A 16,134-nucleotide genomic window follows, 5' to 3' on the forward strand; every position below is an offset into this window, starting at 1 on the left:
TGTCTTTCCTCTTTTTTGTGCGGTTTTTATCATGCGATGAGGCAAATCTACGCCGTTAATGACATAGTAAAAAGACACAAAAAACCTGAAATGAGGTAGGACATGAAGCCGGGCTATCACGACATTTATACCCGCTATCGCGATAACATCACGCGCGGCGTACTGAAGCCCGGCGACAAAGTGCCTGCCATCCGCGTGCTGGCTGAAGAGCTTAAGGTCGCGCGAAAAACCGTTGAAACAGCCTATGCCATTCTGACGGGGGAAGGATATCTGGTAAGCCAGGGCGCGCGCGGCACGCGGGTGAATCCGGATCTTCTGCTGCCCGCGCAAAACGCTCCGGCAGAACAAGCGACCGGCACGCTGCCGGCGTCGTTGATTAGCCAGCGCGAACGGGCCGGTTTTCTGCGCCCCGGCATTCCCGCGCTCGACAGCTTCCCCTATAAAAAATGGCTGCTGCTGGCAGGCCAGGCGACGCGCGCCATGCGTCAGGATGAAATGCTCAACCCGCCGGTGCTGGGCTGGTATCCGCTGCGCGAGGCAATTGCCCGCTATCTCAATATCTCGCGCGGGTTGTCCTGCACCGCAGAACAGGTGCTGATCACCAGCGGCTACAGCGGCAGCCTGCGCCTGATCCTCGACACGCTCGCCAGCCGCAGCGATAAGGTGGTATTTGAGGATCCGGGCTACTTTATGGGCCAGCAGTTGCTCAAGCGCATTGTGCCCCGCCTGCACACCGTGCCGGTCGATCGCGCAGGGATGGATACGGACTACCTGCTGCGTAATCACCACGATGCCCGCTTCGCCATCGTTACCCCGTCGCACCAGAGCCCGCTGGCGGTGACGCTCTCCCTGCCGCGCAAGCAGCAGCTGCTCGACTGGGCGTCACAAAACGAGGCGTGGATTATCGAAGATGACTATGACGGCGAATTTCACTACACCCGCAAAGTGCTGCCGTCGTTGAAAAGCCTCGACCAGCATGACAGGGTGATCTTTATGGGCACCTTCAGCAAAACCATCATGCCTTCACTGCGCATGGGCTACGTGGTGATGCCCGCCAGCACCGTCGGCGCGTTTACCGACAGCGCGGACATCCTCACCAGCGGCCAGCCGGTCCTGACGCAAAAGATCCTCACAGCCTTTCTCAACGAGGGGCATTTTTTCCGTCATCTGAAAAAGATGCGCGCGCTCTATCAAACCCGCCGCGACTGGATGATTGCCGCCCTGCGTGAGGTCTATGGTGATCTGTTCTTCACCGAGCAAAACGACGGTGGAATGCATATTGTCGCGTTCCTCGCAAAGGGAAGCGCTGACCGGGAGATCGCCCGCTGCTGGCAGGAACAGCAATTGCAGGTTAATGCGCTTTCGGCGTGGTATCGCGGGTCGGGCAAACGCTACGGGCTGGTGATGGGCTATAACAACGTGCGGTCATATCAGGAGGCGGTTGAGCTGCTGGAAAGGCCGAAACGGCAGACGCTTGCGCTGTTGAGCTGAAAACCGCCAGGTGGCGGCTGCGCCTTACCCGGCCTACGGTCTCCTGTAGGCCCGGTAAGCGTAGCGCCACCGGGCAACCCTATGCTCACACATCATATCGCGATAACCCGACGTCCTTGAGCTGCTCGTCGCTCATTTGGCTCAGAATACGGCGGGTACGGTTGATGCGATACCAGTTACGCAGCGTTTTCGCTACCCAGACAAACGCGATAAACGGACGTTTTGAACGATTCTCGTAGAATTCCATGATGCTCTCCTCGCTGTGCCAGTGGAGTTATCATCATGGAAAACGGCCAGTACAATACAGATTCAAAAACTGCTTTTGTTTACCATACAGATCCGCTAAAACGGTATCTGCATGGTGGTTTACCCATCAATCTGTACTGGTTTAATGCTCTGTATGGTGAAAAAAAAGGATACAGCATGACGCGCTATCAACATCTGGCCAACCTCCTGGCGGAACGTATCGAACAAGGGCTGTATCGCAGCGGTGAACGTCTGCCGTCGGTACGCACGCTGAGCCAGGAGCACGGCGTGAGCATCAGCACCATACAGCAGGCCTACCAGATCCTCGAAAACCGCCAGCTGATTACGCCTCAGCCGCGCTCCGGCTATTTTGTCTCGAAACGCAAAGCCCAGCCGCCCGTCCCGGCGATGACGCGCCCGGTGCAGCGCCCCGTGGACGTCACCCAGTGGGACGAAGTGATGATGCTGCTGGACGCCCGCGCCGACAAAGAGATGATCTCCTTTGGCGGCGGCTCACCGGACATTAACCAACCGAGCCTGAAGCCGCTGTGGCGTGAGATGAGCCGCATTGCGCAGCATAATCCGGGCGAAATGCTGAGCTATGACGTGCTCGACGGGCGCCTGGAGCTACGCGAGCAAATCGCCCGTCTCATGCTGGATGGCGGCTCCACCGTGGCGGCAAACGAGATTGTCATCACCAACGGCTGCCACGGCGCGCTGTCGATCGCTCTGCTCTCGGTGTGCAAGCCGGGTGACATCGTGGCAGTCGAGTCACCATCGTTTCACGGCACCATGCAGATGCTGCGCGGCTTTGACATCAAGGCCATTGAAATTCCCACCGATCCCGAGACCGGGATCAGCATCGAGGCGTTAGAGCTGGCGCTGGAGCAATGGCCGATCAAGGCGGTGATCCTGGTGCCGAACTGCAATAACCCGCTCGGGTTTATCATGCCGGAGTCTCGCAAGAAGCAGGTCTTAGCCCTGGCACAGCGGCACGATATCGTGATTGTTGAGGATGACATTTACGGCGAGCTGGCGGCGGAGTACCCGCGTCCGCGCACCATTCATTCTATGGACATAGATGGCCGCGTGCTCTTATGCAGCTCGTTTACCAAAACCGTGGCGCCGGGCCTGCGGGTCGGCTGGATCGTGCCGGGGCGCTATTACGACCGGGTGATGCACATGAAGTACGCCGCGGGCGGGTTTAACGTGCCGGGCACGCAGATGGCGGTGGCGGCGTTTATTCGCGACGGCCATTACCATCGCCACGTGCGCCGTATGCGTCAGATTTATCAGCAGAATATGGAAACCTATACCTGCTGGGTGCGGCAGTATTTTCCGGCAGAGATATGCGTCACCCGCCCGCAGGGAAGCTTCCTGCTGTGGGTTGAGCTGCCGGAGACGGTCGATATGGTGTGCGTCAGCAAGCAGCTGTGCCGTCTGAAGATCCAGGCTGCGGCCGGGTCGCTGTTTTCTGCCTCCGGGAAGTACCGCAACTGCCTGCGGATCAACGTGGCGTTGCCGCCGACGGAGAAGAACCGCGAAGCGCTGAGGAAGATGGGCGAGGCAATTGTGATTGCGATGGAGGAGTAGTGCGGCCTGTTGCCCTCACCCCAACCCTCTCCCACAGGGAGAGGGTGGAAACCGCCACCGGGCAATGGTCAACAACTCAGAACTTCCACGAAACGCTGCCAACAATGCTGCGTTCTGCACCGAAGTAGCAGTAAGAGAGTGAGTTACACGCCGCGACGTAGCTTCTGTCCGTCAGGTTATTGACGTTCAACTGCGCGCTCACGCCCGTGAGCCCCACTTTTGACAGGTCATACCCCACGGTCATATCCACCAGCGTGTACGACGGAAGCGTATGGGTGTTCTGGCGATCGCTGGCGATCCCGTTGACATAGCGCACGCCGGAGCCGACGGTCAGGCCGTCCAGAGGGCCGGTTTTGACGTCGTAGCTCAGCCAGGCGCTGGCCATGTTACGCGGGGCATAAACGGCGCGCTTGCCCTCCTCTTCCGGGCTGCTCTTCTTGTAGCGAATATCCGTGTAGGTGTACGCCGCCTGCATACGCAGGCTGTCGGTCAGCTGACCAATCGCCTCCAGCTCAACACCCTCGGATTCGATTTCACCGATGGAACGGTACGGATCGGTCGGCTCCTCTTTAGTGGCAATGTTCTTCTGGTTAATGCGGAACACCGAGGCGCTGAACTGGCTGTTCATCCCCTCCGGCTCATACTTCACACCCGCTTCCCACTGCTTGCCCTTCATCGGATCCAAAATGTTGCCCTGCTCGTCGGCAAAGCTGGTCGGCGTAAAGGCGGTAGAGTAGCTGACGTACGGCGCAACGCCGTTATCAAACAAATACAGCAGCGCCGCGCGGCTGCTGAAGTTGTTTTTATCCAGATCGCTGCGGGTGTGGTTGAAGTTGTCGACGTTCGACACGCTCACCTGGTCGTAACGCCCGCCCAGCGTGAGGCGCCAGCGGTCAATGGACATCTGATCCTGTAGGTAGTAGCCGGTCTGGCGCAGCTTGTGTTTTTCCCTGCTGTACTGGGTGATGTAGTCCGGCTTCGCGCCGTAAACAGGATGGAAAGCGTCAATCGGCGGGAAGCCGCCGTAGTAGCCGGTGACGTTGTTGGTGCGGTCCTGGTAGTCCATGCCGATCAGCACGCGGTGGTTTACCGCCCCGGTATCGAAGCTGCCGTCGATCTGGTTATCCAGGGTGATGGCGTTCATCTTCTCGTCGGAGCCGGAATAGCCGCGGTTCAGCTCGGTGTCATTCAGCCAGCCTGCGGCATACACCTGGTTCAGCTCGACTTTGGTGTGCAGGTAGCGCAGCTTCTGGCGCACGGACCAGCCGCTGTCAAACAGGTGCTCAATGTTATAGCCGACCATGTTTTCCCGACGATCGTACTTGTCGTAATCGTCCTCGCCCTCGAAGAAGGTGTTGGAGATTTTCTTACCGCTGTGCGGTACAACGGTGCCCTCATATGGCAGGCCGGAGTGGCTGCCGCCTTCCGGATCGCGGTGCAGGTAGGCCATCAGATCCAGACGGGTGTTGTCGGTGATACGCCAGGTCAGGCTCGGCATCAGGGCGTAACGCTCTTCCTTCAGCGGATCGAACTGGGAATCGGCATAGCGGGTCATCCCGCTGAGGCGCACCGCCACGCGGTCGTTATCATCAACCGGGCCAGTGACGTCGAACATCGCCCCACGCTGGTTATTGTTACCGGCGAAGAGCTTGATCTCCCCGCCAGGATCGAACGATGGCTTACGGGAGGTGAGCGCCACAATCCCGCCCGGCGATGAGCGGCCATAGAGCACGGAGGCCGGACCGCGCACGACTTCGATACTGTCCAGGAACCACGGGTCAACCACCAGCGAGCTGTGGGAGTTGGTGTCGCCCATCATCTTCAGGCCGTCGAGGTAGACGTTGTCCAGGCTGCCGTCCGAGAAACCGCGCAGCACCATGTAGTCAAAGCGGTTTGACGCCCCGATCTGGTTGCTGTAGACCCCCGGCGTGTAGCTCACGGCCTGACGCACGCTGGTTGCGCCCTGCTCTTCGAACTGCTCGCGAGTGACGATAGAGACCGACTGCGGGGTTTCAATATCCGGTGTTTCAAGCTTGGTGGCCGCAGACTGCATCTGCGAGGTCACCACCACGGTGTCAGTTTTTTGGGCATCCTGCGCCAGTAAAGGAAAAGCAACGCTACCGGTAACCCATCCCACCAGCAGTGCCAGACGCGATTTAACAAACATAACCCTCTCCAGAGATATTTCTTATTGTTAATAAGAATTATTACCTTTTTGAGAGTGCAAACGGCTATGCGTGCCGCCAGGTTACGTATGCGCGATGCTAAACCACACGAAATGCATTCGCGCGACAGGAGAAATTACGTTAGCGGAGTTTGCGCACGTCCCCCGGTGAAATCCCGTAATGACGACGAAACGCGGTGGCAAAGTTGGTGGCATGCTGATACCCGCACATCCAAGCCGCCTGCTGCACGCTGTGGCCTTCCAGCAGATAGCGGCGCGCCAGCGCAAGGCGACAGTCGCGAAGGTAATCGAAAAGCGTGCAGCCGTAGCGCTGACGGAACTTGCTGCGCAGGCTGCTTGGGCTCATTGCGGCAAGGGCTGCCAGCTGCGCGAGAGTATGATCCCGTTCAGGAGACTGTTCCAGCAGGCTCCGCACGCGTTCAAGACGCGCATGCTCAGGCCGGCGCGGGCAAGGCTGCTGGCGCTGGTTGAGGCCATGGCCGAGCAGCTGATACATCAGCCCCTCCAGCAACAGCTTGCGTGAGAGCACGCTTCCCCCCTGCCGCTGCGCATGCAGAATACCTGACATCACAAACTCGGGAACCTGCCAGACAAACGCGGGTGCATTCAGGCTTTGCCATTCCAGAAGCAATGACTCAAGCAGGGCTTCACGTCCGGCATCGTGCGGGTAGACGCCAAACGAGAGCGTTTTCAGCGTGCTGTCGGCATCGTGACGCGCGCTCATCACCTGATCTTCACTCAGACGTGAGCTGAACGCCATGCCCGGGCGGACGGGATAATTGATACCATTGAGCGTGAGCGTCACGCACCCTTCCAGCACCACCAGCATATAGAGCGGGCTGCTGTGGCGAGAGGTGGTTTCATAGGGCTGTAATACACGTACGTCGGAGTGGGTCAGCGAAATGCCGGACGAGAGCATCATCTCTTCAACATTCCCCTGCAACACGGGGCTACCGCTGACCTGCGCCTCTTTTAACTGGGGGAAACGGTAGTCGATGCCGTAGCGCTCGCCGAATACCTGAAAATCTTCAACAAAAAATATGCGTTTCGCTGATCTATTTTCACTCTGGAGCATCATTTGGGGCCTGCATCGGGGAAAGGACAGGCAAAACAGTACCATCCATTTGTAATGGCAGCAATCACCGGGCGCAGACACTATTACGCTCCGGACGAAGCCGGAGCGAAGGCATATATTTCCTTGCGAGAAATATATTTATGCTTCCTGCCACTCAGCAAAAACCTCTTTATGGTTTTTGGTCAGGACAACTTTATTATCTTCGACCTTATCAACCCAGCCGAGAGGAATAAAGTGGTGCTTGCCGCCCGATTCCGGATCGCTCTTCGCAAGCTTGATACGCTCACCATCAAGATGGTCCACAACCCCGACGTGCGTTCCGCAGCTGGCGACAACCTGAGTGTGATCCTTAATTGCGCTTTTATCTACCATAATTATTCTCCTGTTTCGGTTATTTGCCTGTTGCACGAAATTAACTGTAGCGCATAAATTCAGGCTTAAACGTCTTATTAGCATTTTGAAACATCATTGACAGAACCGAATATTAAGTCTACTTAACGCCGAAATGAAAAAATAAGAATGAGATGAATTATTACCGACTGATTATTTCCCGTTCATAATTAAATTATCGCAACCAACGAGGAGGTATTTATGACGATTCGCAATAATCGGGCAGAAATTTCACTGGCTCTTGGTGAAGCGGTTTTAGACATCGTGCAAAAAGGCCATGAAGTATCGCGAGAAAATCTCGCCCGGGCGATGAAAATCAAAGCGGAGAAAGAGCGCGACGATGAGCGGCTTCTTAACTACTGGAAGGCCTGTAATATGCTGGTTTGAACCTGGCGGCGTTTAGCCTGACTAAACGCCGCCTGCTGTTACTCGTCGAAGAACCAGTAGCCCTGGTTAATCAAACCGGTCAGCTCTTCCACAAACGCCGGATTATTCAGCGCATCGCCCAGCTCAGCCTGGCCGAGCTCGGTGAAGCGGCACAGCGCGTCCGCCCCGTTCACATCCGCCGTTTCCAGCTGTTCGCTGTTGATAAAGACGCTGCCGTTGATGTTCAGCACGCGCAGCCCGCTCAGGCGGGAGAGCGTTTCGCCCCCTTGCAGCGCGTCGAGCACCTCTTCTGCGGAATACGGCGGCTCGGCGGCGGCAATATCCAGCTCGTGACGCGGCGTGGAGACGAAGCTGCCAAACCATTTCGTAAAATCATCTGTCTTGCTAATCATGTCGATCATCATCTGGCGAATGCGATCGAGCTCGTACTGCTCCACGCGGCCAGGGTGTTCGCGGCAGGTCAGATCCGGATCGCTGTAATGTTCGCCGCCCAGATCGTTCTCCAGCGCGTAGTCGGCAAAGCTGCTGATCAGATCGCGACCGTTCGGCCCGCGGAAACCGACGGAGTAGTTGAGCGCGGTTTCATGGGTGAAGCCGTCATGCGGGAATCCAGGCGGAATGTAGAGGATATCGCCCGGGGCCAGATCTTCGTCGATGATCGGCTCAAACGGATCGACATGCAGCAGGGCCGGATGCGGACAGAACTGACGCATCGGCAGCTTGTCCCCCACGCGCCAGCGGCGGCTGCCCATCCCCTGGATAATAAACACATCGTACTGATCGATATGCGGCCCAACGCCGCCACCCGGGACGGAGAAGGAGATCATCAGGTCATCGAGACGCCAGTCCGGCAGGACGCGGAACGGACGCACCAGCTCTGCGGCGGGCATATGCCAGTGGTTCACCGCCTGCGCCAGCAGGGACCAGCCGGTTTCACCGAGGTTATCGAAATGCTCAAACGGGCCATTGCTCGCCTGCCACTTGCCGTTAGCATGGCTTACCAGGCGGCTATCAACTTCCGGCTCCATCGCCAGACCCGCCAGTTCATCAGGGGTAATGGGGTCGACAAAATTCGGGAAGGCATTTTTCAGCACAACGGGTTGTTTTTGCCAGTATTTTTCAAGAAATTCCGGCCAGTTCAGGTTCAGTTGATACGCCATGGATAGCACCAGTGAGAGGGGAGACAGGCGCGATTATAGAAGAGACAGCGAGGGGGGAACTTGTCATGGGTCAATCGAGCGCGCGTAGGTCGGGTAAGGCGAAGCCGTCACCCGACGCACACGCGGGCTTAAACTTAATCCAGGTTCAGCTCGTCATAATGGGTGATCAGTTTACCCACGATGCCGTAGTCCAGCGCTTCCGCCGGTGACATCCAGAAGTTACGGTCGGTGTCTTTCTTCACTTTCTCCAGCGGCTGGCCGGTGGCGTCAGCAATCAGCTTGTTCACGCGCTCCAGCATGCGGATGATCTCGCGCGCTTCGATTTCGATATCCGTTGCCTGACCGCGCACGCCGCCCAGCGGCTGGTGGATCATAAAGCGGGTATTCGGCAGAGCGTAGCGGTGCTCTTTTTTCGCCGCCAGGAAGATGGTGATCCCGGCGCTCGCCACCCAGCCGGTGCCGATCACATGCACTTCCGGACGGATAAACTTAATGAAGTCGTGGATGGTGTCGCCCGCTTCTACATGGCCGCCCTGACTGTTGATGTACAGCTTGATCGGATCGTTGCTGACGCTTTGCAGCAGGATCATCTGAGTGATGACCTTCTGGGCCAGCTCCTGGTTAATCTCTCCGGAGATGACAATCGAACGGGATTCCAGCAATTTTTGCTGTAGAGCGCCCGCGCCGTTTGTTCCTTCCGCTTTTTCCTTGTCGCTTTCTTTCAGTGTGTAGTGCATTGTTGTTTCCTCAGCTTGTCGCGCTCAAAACCAGAGTGTAGCCTGTTTTACCGGTGAAAGTCCTCACAGACAAATAACGAGGGATCTTATGAATATTGCACATGTCGCACTCTGGACCCGCAGCCTGGACGCGCAGGTTCAGTTCTGGGAAACGGTGTTTGGCGGCCGCAGTAATGACCGCTACGTCAGCAAAAATCGTCCGGGGTTTAAATCTCACTTTATTACCCTGGATGACGGGCCGACCATCGAGCTGATGACGCTGCCGGGCCTGCCCAGTGCACCTTCGCACCCGGAATTTGTCGGCTGGGCGCATATCGCCATCAACGTCGGCAGCAAAGCGCAGGTGGACAGTATGGCAGCGCAGGCGCAGGCAAGCGGCTCCCTGCTCAGCGCCCCGCGTATGACCGGGGACGGTTTCTATGAAGCGGTGATTGCGGACCCGGACGGCAACCGTATTGAGCTTGTCGGTGCATAAAAACAGCGTTTCGTTCCTTCATCGCCTCCGCTCCAGCTCGCTATACTTCATATGGTTATCATATTGCTAAATGATAATGATATTTAATGTGTTAAGATGAAAGTCAGCATAAACAGTCTCTTACGTAGCCATAGTGACTGTTTACATCCTCGACATTTAAATCAACACCGGGGCGGTGAATGGAACACATTGTTTATGTGGTTGATGACGATGACACAGTCAGGCAGTCCGTTGTCAGGCTGTTGGAATCTGCGGATATACATGCCCTTGGCTTTTCCTCAGCAGAGGCCTTTCTCAGCCATCCCTTTGAAGATCTGCCCTCCTGCGTGATCCTCGATATGCAAATGCCCACGATAACCGGGTTTGATGTCGCAGATGCGCTGAAAGACAGCGGGCGGGAAATACCGATCATCTTTCTCACCGGCCACGGCACCATCCCTATGTCCGTCCGGGCGATCAAAGGCGGGGCCTACGAATTTCTCACTAAGCCCGTTGAATCCAGCGCGCTCATCGGCTCTATCGAATCCGCGCTCAGGCTGGCACAGCACAACGCCGCCCGCGTCAAAGAGCACTACGCCCTGAAACAGCGCCATCTGTCCCTCACGCCGCGCGAGCATGAGGTGCTTGAGCTGGCCGTCAGCGGCAAGCTCAACAAGCAGATCGCCGCCGAGCTGGGCGTCAGTGAGATTACGGTGAAAGTGCACCGCCGCCGGGTGATGGAGAAAATGCAGGTCCGCTCCGTGGCTGAACTGGTCAGGGCCGTCGAGCGCCTGACCAAACATCAGCCAGCGGAATAACCGTTACATCTCCTGTCCGGCAAGCGGCAACGCGAAGGTAAACACCGTGCCGTACGGCTCTCTGCGGCGCGCGCTCAGTTTCCCCCGGTGCCGTTCAATAATGCTGGCGCTGATGGTCAGCCCCATGCCCATTCCCTGCGCTTTGGTCGAATAGAACGAGTCAAAGATCCGCTCGGTGAGCTCCGGCTCAATGCCGCTGCCGGTATCGGCGATCTCGAAGATCACCTTCCCCTCAGCGCAGTTCGCGGTGGCGATCGTGATGCTGCACGGGCGATCCGTCACTTCCGCCATCGCTTCCATCGCATTCATCACCAGGTTAAGCAACACCTGCTGGATCTGCACGCTGTCGCCGATGATAAAGCTGTCGTCAGCGTTCAGAAGATAATCAACGCTTATGTGTCGCAGCTCAAGTTCGCTGCGGGAAAGCATAATGATGTGGTGGATCAGGAAGTGCAGATCGATTCGCGTAAACGTGGGGTCCTGTTTGCGCGTCAGAGACTGAATGCTGCGGATGATCTCCCCTGCCCGCTCGCCCTCGGCGGCGATCTCCTCCAGCCCCTCGCGCACTTTTTCCAGCCGCGCCGGATCGCGGTTGAGCCAGCGCAGGCTCGCGCCGGCGTTCGAGACAATCGACATCAGCGGCTGGTTGATCTCGTGCGCGATCGAGGAGGTCAGTTGCCCGACGGTAGTGGCTCGTGAGACCCGCGCCAGATCCGCCTGCGCCACCCGCATCGCATCCTCCGCCGCCCGCTGGCTGGTGATGTCGGTAATGATGCCGTAATACTCATTCACCTCGCTGCCCACCCCCACCGGATCGCCAATCCCGAGGATGTAACGAACGGAGCCGTCGGTGCGGATGATGCGAAACTCCGCGCGCATCGACAGCCCGTCACGCACGCTCTGATTAACGAGGGTGCTGATCCGGCCATAATCATCCTCATGCACGAAGGTCAAAAACTCCGCCATTGAGATCATCTTTTGCTGCTCCGGCAGGCCAAGGATACGGGCATATTCTTCGGACATAAACATCAGATCCTGCACCAGTTCCCAGCGCCAGCTGCCGGTATGGCTGATCTGCTCGCCCAGCATCAGTGAGGTCTGGCTGGCGCGCAGCTCTTTCTCCACCCGCCGGCGCTGGATGTTTTCCGCCAGCAGCTCGGCGTAGAGCCGCGCCGTCTCCAGCGAAACCGCCGCCTGCGCACCCAGCAGGCTGACCACGCGCGAATGTTCGGCGGTAAACACCTCCGGCATCAGGCGGTTTTCCAGATACAGAATCCCCACCAGCCGCGCCTGTTTGAACATCGGCACGCACATCACGGCGGCGCCGGACGTCACCAGATACGGATCCTGGCTGAACGGGTGGAACTCCTCCGGTTTGCCGGTGCGGATCTCCTGCCCGGTGCGGATCACCGCGGCCAGCACCGACAGCGGCATGTCCGTCGCCATCGGTGACGCTTTCAGGATACGCACCCGCACGCCGTCGGTACTGGTCCAGGCGCTGGCTTCAATTTCCGGGATGTGATTATCGCTGACGCGCAGCAGCAGGCCACGCTGCGCCCCGGCCCGTTCAAGCAGCAGCGTCATCAGGTTTTCGATTAAACGTTCAAGGTTGATCTCTTCGGATAAGGCGCGTGAGGCTTTGATGACGCTCTGTAAATCGCGGATCACCTCGTTCTGGGCAAACGCCGCCGTGTCATACGCGCGGCTCTGCCCGGAGGCCAGCAGATGGGGGAAATCCTGCTCCAGCTGGCGCACCTTGGCCTGCGCCCCGACGCGCCCCCAGGCGGCAATCGCGCCGCGGAAATGGGCGTCGGAGGCGGTCGGGTAGCCGCAGGCCAGCGAGAAACGCCCGGCCAGCTCGTGCGCCAGGGCATTGATCGGGTTAAACCCGCCCTCCCGCGAGAGTCGCACCGCTTTTTCATACTGCTCCAGCGCGATGCTGTTCATGCCGTCCAGACGGACGATTTCGGCATAAATCAGCGCCTCTTTATCGGCAAACGTGCCCGGATTGATCCGCGCCCAGAGGGCAATTTTGTCGTAATGGTGATGAATACTGCGGCGATAATCCGCCGAAAAGGTTTCCGGCGTGAGCTGGCGGGAGAGCGCCAGCGCGCTGTAAAAATGGTAATCCAGCAGATGAATATGACCCGGCGCGGACCACGCATACCAGCCCGCCATTTCTAAATCCGCCTGTGCGTCGGCGTATTCGCCGCAGGAAAAGTGCGCCATCCCGCGATAGAGCCAGTACCAGAAGAGCATGGTCGAGGTCTGCTCGGGCGCCTGCTCCGGCGGCGCGGGCAGCAGATCGTCAGGCAGCGCCTGGGCGGCGCTCCATGGGCCCGTCACCGGCGTGCGTAAAAACTCCACGTAGCGGCGCTGAATGTGCAGAACGGTTTCAATGTCCTGGTAATCCGTTTTGCGCACAAAGGCCAGACCGCGATCGATGCTGGTCAGCACGCCATCCAGATGATCGCCCCGGGAGAGGAAGTTAATGATCTGATGACAGGCCGCGAAGCAGGCCATCGTCATGTCGCCGTGGGTCACCGCTGAGGTAAAGCAGGCCTTGGCGCACTCGATAGTGTACGACAGCGGCTGGGTCCAGACGCTGAGCTGGTCGAGCGGCAGCAGAGTTTTAGCTTCATAGGCATCATAGCCGTGGCGGTTCACCAGCTCACGAGCCAGCGTGCCGTACTCAAACCCGAGACGGTATTCGGCGTAGCGGTGGCCAATCAGCACGCCAAACCAGGCCATCGCCGTGGTGGAAGCACCGGTTATGCCGTGATCGAGCGTGAGGTGCATCATCCGGCACAGGAGTAAAAAGTGCAGGCGCGGGCAGGTAAAGCTGGCGAAAATACTGGCGCTGTAAAGCAGGTTCATCACCGCTTCGGTCTCTGCGTTCTCCATCAGCTTAAGCTGAGAAAACGGGTTCTGCGGCGCGTCGGCGGTGCGTTGACAGAACTGCTGCCAGGCCTCGTCACATTCGGCATTTTCCGGGTAGCGGCTGATCTGGATCCCGAACACGCCCAGCCAGCATAACGACGCCTCCAGCGCCAGGCGGATCTCCGACTGGCGCATATAAACTTCCGCCAGCAGGTTGGCGGCCAGCGCTTTCTCCGTCAGCCCGCCCGGTGAACCGAGGATCGCATCGCACAGCGCACGCGTGCGCTCCAGGTGTCCGAGCGCAAACTCACAGCCCGCCTCTTCGATATCCAGCATAAAGTCCGAGACCGGGCCCGCATTCCCCAGCGCTCTGGCGGTCTGGATATAGCTTAAGGCGGAAAGGTAATCGCCGGTACGCTTCGCACGCCGCGCGGCCTGAAGGCTCAACTCCCGGAATCGCTGCCGCTGGGGTGCAGGCTGGATGCAGTCCAGCGCGGCGCTGACGTGGTGAACCGCGCGGAACAGCAGTTCGTTGCCCGCCGTCTGCCGCGCGGCATCCGCCAGCAGGCTGGCGGTGGTCAGGTGCAGATGGCTTTTCTCGCCCTCATCCAGCAGGGCAAAGGCGGCTTCCTGCACCCGATCGTGGGTAAAAGCGTACTCTTTCTCCGTCAGCACAATCAGCTGAGCGGTCACCGCCGGATGAAGCGCGTAGCGGATTTCCGCCGCCGACCGCCCCACCACGCGGCACAGCATCTCCAGCTCGCCCGTGCAGCCGAGGCAGGCGATGCTGCCCAGCAGGCGGCGCGTCTCGTCGGGCATCTCCTTGAGCTGTTCAAGCACCAGCGTCACCACGTTCTCGGTGTAGTGCCGGGCGCGGATGGCCTGGAGATCGTAATGCCATTTCCCCTGATATTTGTTGTGCACCACCAGTCCGTCATCGACGATGCGGCGGAAAAATTCCTGCACGAACAGCGGGTTGCCGCCGGTTTTTTCATGGATCAGCGTGGCAAGATCGGCGGTACCGGTACTGCGGGCATGAAAAATCCCCCCGAGCCAGCGCGCCACGGCCTTCACCGACAGCGGCTGCGGCACGATCGTCGTGGCGTGTTGCGCCGCCTCCGGCAGGCTCGCCAGCGCGGTCTGCAAGGTGGGCTCAGAAAGCGAACTGAGATCGCGGTGCGCCACCACCACCAGCAGCGGGATGGCGCCGCAGGCGCGCAGCAGGTGATCGAGCGTTTGCAGGCTGGCGGCGTCGATCCACTGCACATTATCCAGCAGCAGCACCAGCGGCGCGCCCTGGGTGGCGAAGGTTTTCACCAGCGCCAGCACCATATGGCTGAAGCGCGCCCGCGCGTCGATGGAAAAGGTATCCGCAGAGAAACGCGGTTTGTTCTCAAGGAGTAAATTCAGCTCCGGCACCAGGCTGACGGCCAGCTCCTCGAAGCCTTCCAGCGCGCGCGACAGGCGGATTTTCCACGTCGCTACCTCCCCGGCTGGCAGCCCGAGCAGGTGCAGCGTGAGCGTCCGAAACGCCGAACTCAGCACGCCGTAGGGCAGCGTGGGAGAATATTGATCGACCTTGCCCACCGCCAGCAGCACCTTGCGCTGTTGCAGCGATTTCAGCGTGGTGGCGATCACGGAAGATTTGCCGATCCCCGACGGACCGCCAATCGTCACCAGTTCCGGCGCACCGCTCTGGCTGACCCGCTCAAACGCGGCGATGACGTCGCTGGCCTGCGGATGCGCAGAGAAAAGCGAATCGGCAAGATGGATCGCCGGAGAGCGATCCTGCTGGCCGGGAATAAAGTCGACGATCTCACCTTCGGCGGTCAGCGTCGCCTGGCAGCGCCTGAGGTCGGCAATCAGCCCGTCGACGGTCTGATAGCGATTCTCCGGATTCTTCTCCAGCAGCTTAAGGATAATGGTCGACAGCATGCCGGGTACGTCCGGGCGCACCCGCCCCGGCGCAAGCGGCTCAGAGGCAATGTGGTAATGCGCCCAGTTGGTCTGGTCATCAGCGCTCAGTTCAAACGGCAATCGCCCGGTCAGAAGTTCATAAAGCACGATACCCAGACTGTAGAGATCGCTCCGGCTGTCGACGGCGCGCCGGGTACGCGTGGTGTGTTCCGGTGACATGTAGGCGGGCGTGCCGCCAGACGCGGCAAGCCGGGACTGGGAGAACGCGTCGGAGGTGCCGCAGGAAAGACCGAAGCTGCAAAGACGGCAGGTGGCGTCGTGATGAACGAAGAACGCCCCGGGTTTGATATCGCCGTGGATCAGGTTGTGCAGATGCATCTGGCGCAGGGGACCGCAGATGCGGATCGCCATTTCGATAAAGCGGGCGATCCCGGAAATCGCCTTACCTGCCCGGCACGCCAGCAGTTCAAAGCAGAACGGCGCGTAGACCAGCGCAAAACGTCCGCGGTACTGGGTTGAAGCGACGGGCCGGATAGCCCAGCCGTCATGAAGCCGGTCGCGCAGGGCAAACTCGTTTTTCAGCAGCCGCGTTGCCCGCTCCTCTTCTTCATCGCTGACCGCGGTGGCAATAATAAACGAACCGCCGGACTGGGGATGCCGCCCGTTCATCCAGGAGATGCCGCCCTCCTGCGCCAGCACGGTAAAAATGACATCCTCTTTCAGAACAAAAGCCCGCCCTTCATGGAGACTTCCCCGGGCGGGCCAAAATGCAGGCGACGTATGTTCGTTCATCCGCGATCC

11 protein-coding genes and 1 pseudogene are annotated in these 16,134 nt (G+C 59.0%); 5 read left to right on the top strand and 7 right to left on the bottom strand.

What is annotated here, in order from left to right; translation table 11 throughout:
• Positions 1-102: 102 nt before the first annotated feature.
• A complete protein-coding gene (locus SK62_RS18125) occupies positions 103-1,491 on the top strand; it encodes a MocR-like pyridoxine biosynthesis transcription factor PdxR (protein WP_017694575.1) in 1,389 nt (462 codons plus the stop codon).
• Positions 1,492-1,576: 85 nt separating this feature from the next.
• Here the strand turns inward: SK62_RS18125 and SK62_RS18130 are convergent, their stop codons facing one another.
• The gene (locus SK62_RS18130; protein WP_003863073.1) at positions 1,577-1,738 is read right to left on the bottom strand and encodes a DUF1127 domain-containing protein; all 162 of its coding nucleotides are present in this window, start codon (positions 1,736-1,738) and stop codon (positions 1,577-1,579) included.
• Positions 1,739-1,914: 176 nt separating this feature from the next.
• On the opposite strand from SK62_RS18130, the gene SK62_RS18135 reads away from it, so the two are divergent.
• Positions 1,915-3,330, top strand: a complete 1,416-nt coding sequence (locus SK62_RS18135) for an aminotransferase-like domain-containing protein (RefSeq protein WP_026080655.1) — start codon at positions 1,915-1,917, stop codon at positions 3,328-3,330.
• Between the two features lie 76 nt (positions 3,331-3,406).
• Here SK62_RS18135 and foxA read toward each other — a convergent pair whose 3' ends face one another.
• The 3 genes from foxA to SK62_RS18150 all read right to left on the bottom strand — a co-directional run bounded on the left by foxA (position 3,407) and on the right by SK62_RS18150 (position 6,962).
• Positions 3,407-5,515 carry a ferrioxamine B receptor FoxA gene (gene foxA, locus SK62_RS18140; protein ID WP_115172773.1) on the bottom strand — a complete coding sequence of 703 codons (2,109 nt, stop codon included), beginning with the start codon at positions 5,513-5,515 and terminating at the stop codon, positions 3,407-3,409.
• A gap of 121 nt (positions 5,516-5,636) precedes the next feature.
• Positions 5,637-6,593 carry a helix-turn-helix domain-containing protein gene (locus SK62_RS18145; protein WP_017694577.1) on the bottom strand — a complete coding sequence of 319 codons (957 nt, stop codon included), beginning with the start codon at positions 6,591-6,593 and terminating at the stop codon, positions 5,637-5,639.
• Positions 6,594-6,728: 135 nt separating this feature from the next.
• Positions 6,729-6,962, bottom strand: a complete 234-nt coding sequence (locus SK62_RS18150; RefSeq protein ID WP_003863067.1) for a DUF2171 domain-containing protein — start codon at positions 6,960-6,962, stop codon at positions 6,729-6,731.
• Between the two features lie 219 nt (positions 6,963-7,181).
• On the opposite strand from SK62_RS18150, the gene SK62_RS18155 reads away from it, so the two are divergent.
• Positions 7,182-7,367 carry a hypothetical protein gene (locus SK62_RS18155; protein WP_015572568.1) on the top strand — a complete coding sequence of 62 codons (186 nt, stop codon included), beginning with the start codon at positions 7,182-7,184 and terminating at the stop codon, positions 7,365-7,367.
• A gap of 38 nt (positions 7,368-7,405) precedes the next feature.
• Here SK62_RS18155 and SK62_RS18160 read toward each other — a convergent pair whose 3' ends face one another.
• Both SK62_RS18160 and SK62_RS18165 read right to left on the bottom strand, forming a co-directional pair.
• Positions 7,406-8,527: a ribosomal protein uL16 3-hydroxylase gene (locus SK62_RS18160; RefSeq protein ID WP_047718362.1), complete on the bottom strand. Its 1,122-nt coding sequence runs from the start codon at positions 8,525-8,527 to the stop codon at positions 7,406-7,408.
• Positions 8,528-8,661: 134 nt separating this feature from the next.
• A pseudogene (locus SK62_RS18165) lies at positions 8,662-9,267 on the bottom strand (ATP-dependent Clp protease proteolytic subunit); the annotation flags it as partial.
• Between the two features lie 85 nt (positions 9,268-9,352).
• On the opposite strand from SK62_RS18165, the gene SK62_RS18170 reads away from it, so the two are divergent.
• Both SK62_RS18170 and SK62_RS18175 read left to right on the top strand, forming a co-directional pair.
• Entirely contained in the window at positions 9,353-9,739 is a 387-nt protein-coding gene (locus SK62_RS18170) for a VOC family protein (protein ID WP_017383871.1), read from the top strand.
• Between the two features lie 179 nt (positions 9,740-9,918).
• Positions 9,919-10,536: a response regulator transcription factor gene (locus SK62_RS18175; protein WP_017383872.1), complete on the top strand. Its 618-nt coding sequence runs from the start codon at positions 9,919-9,921 to the stop codon at positions 10,534-10,536.
• Positions 10,537-10,539: 3 nt separating this feature from the next.
• Here SK62_RS18175 and SK62_RS18180 read toward each other — a convergent pair whose 3' ends face one another.
• On the bottom strand, positions 10,540-16,125 hold the full coding sequence (locus tag SK62_RS18180; protein ID WP_032671470.1) for a trifunctional serine/threonine-protein kinase/ATP-binding protein/sensor histidine kinase: 5,586 nt from the start codon (positions 16,123-16,125) through the stop codon (positions 10,540-10,542).
• Positions 16,126-16,134: the final 9 nt, after the last annotated feature.

It is taken from the genome of Enterobacter sp. BIDMC109 (genome assembly GCF_001037885.1).
GTDB lineage: Bacteria > Pseudomonadota > Gammaproteobacteria > Enterobacterales > Enterobacteriaceae > Enterobacter > Enterobacter hormaechei_C.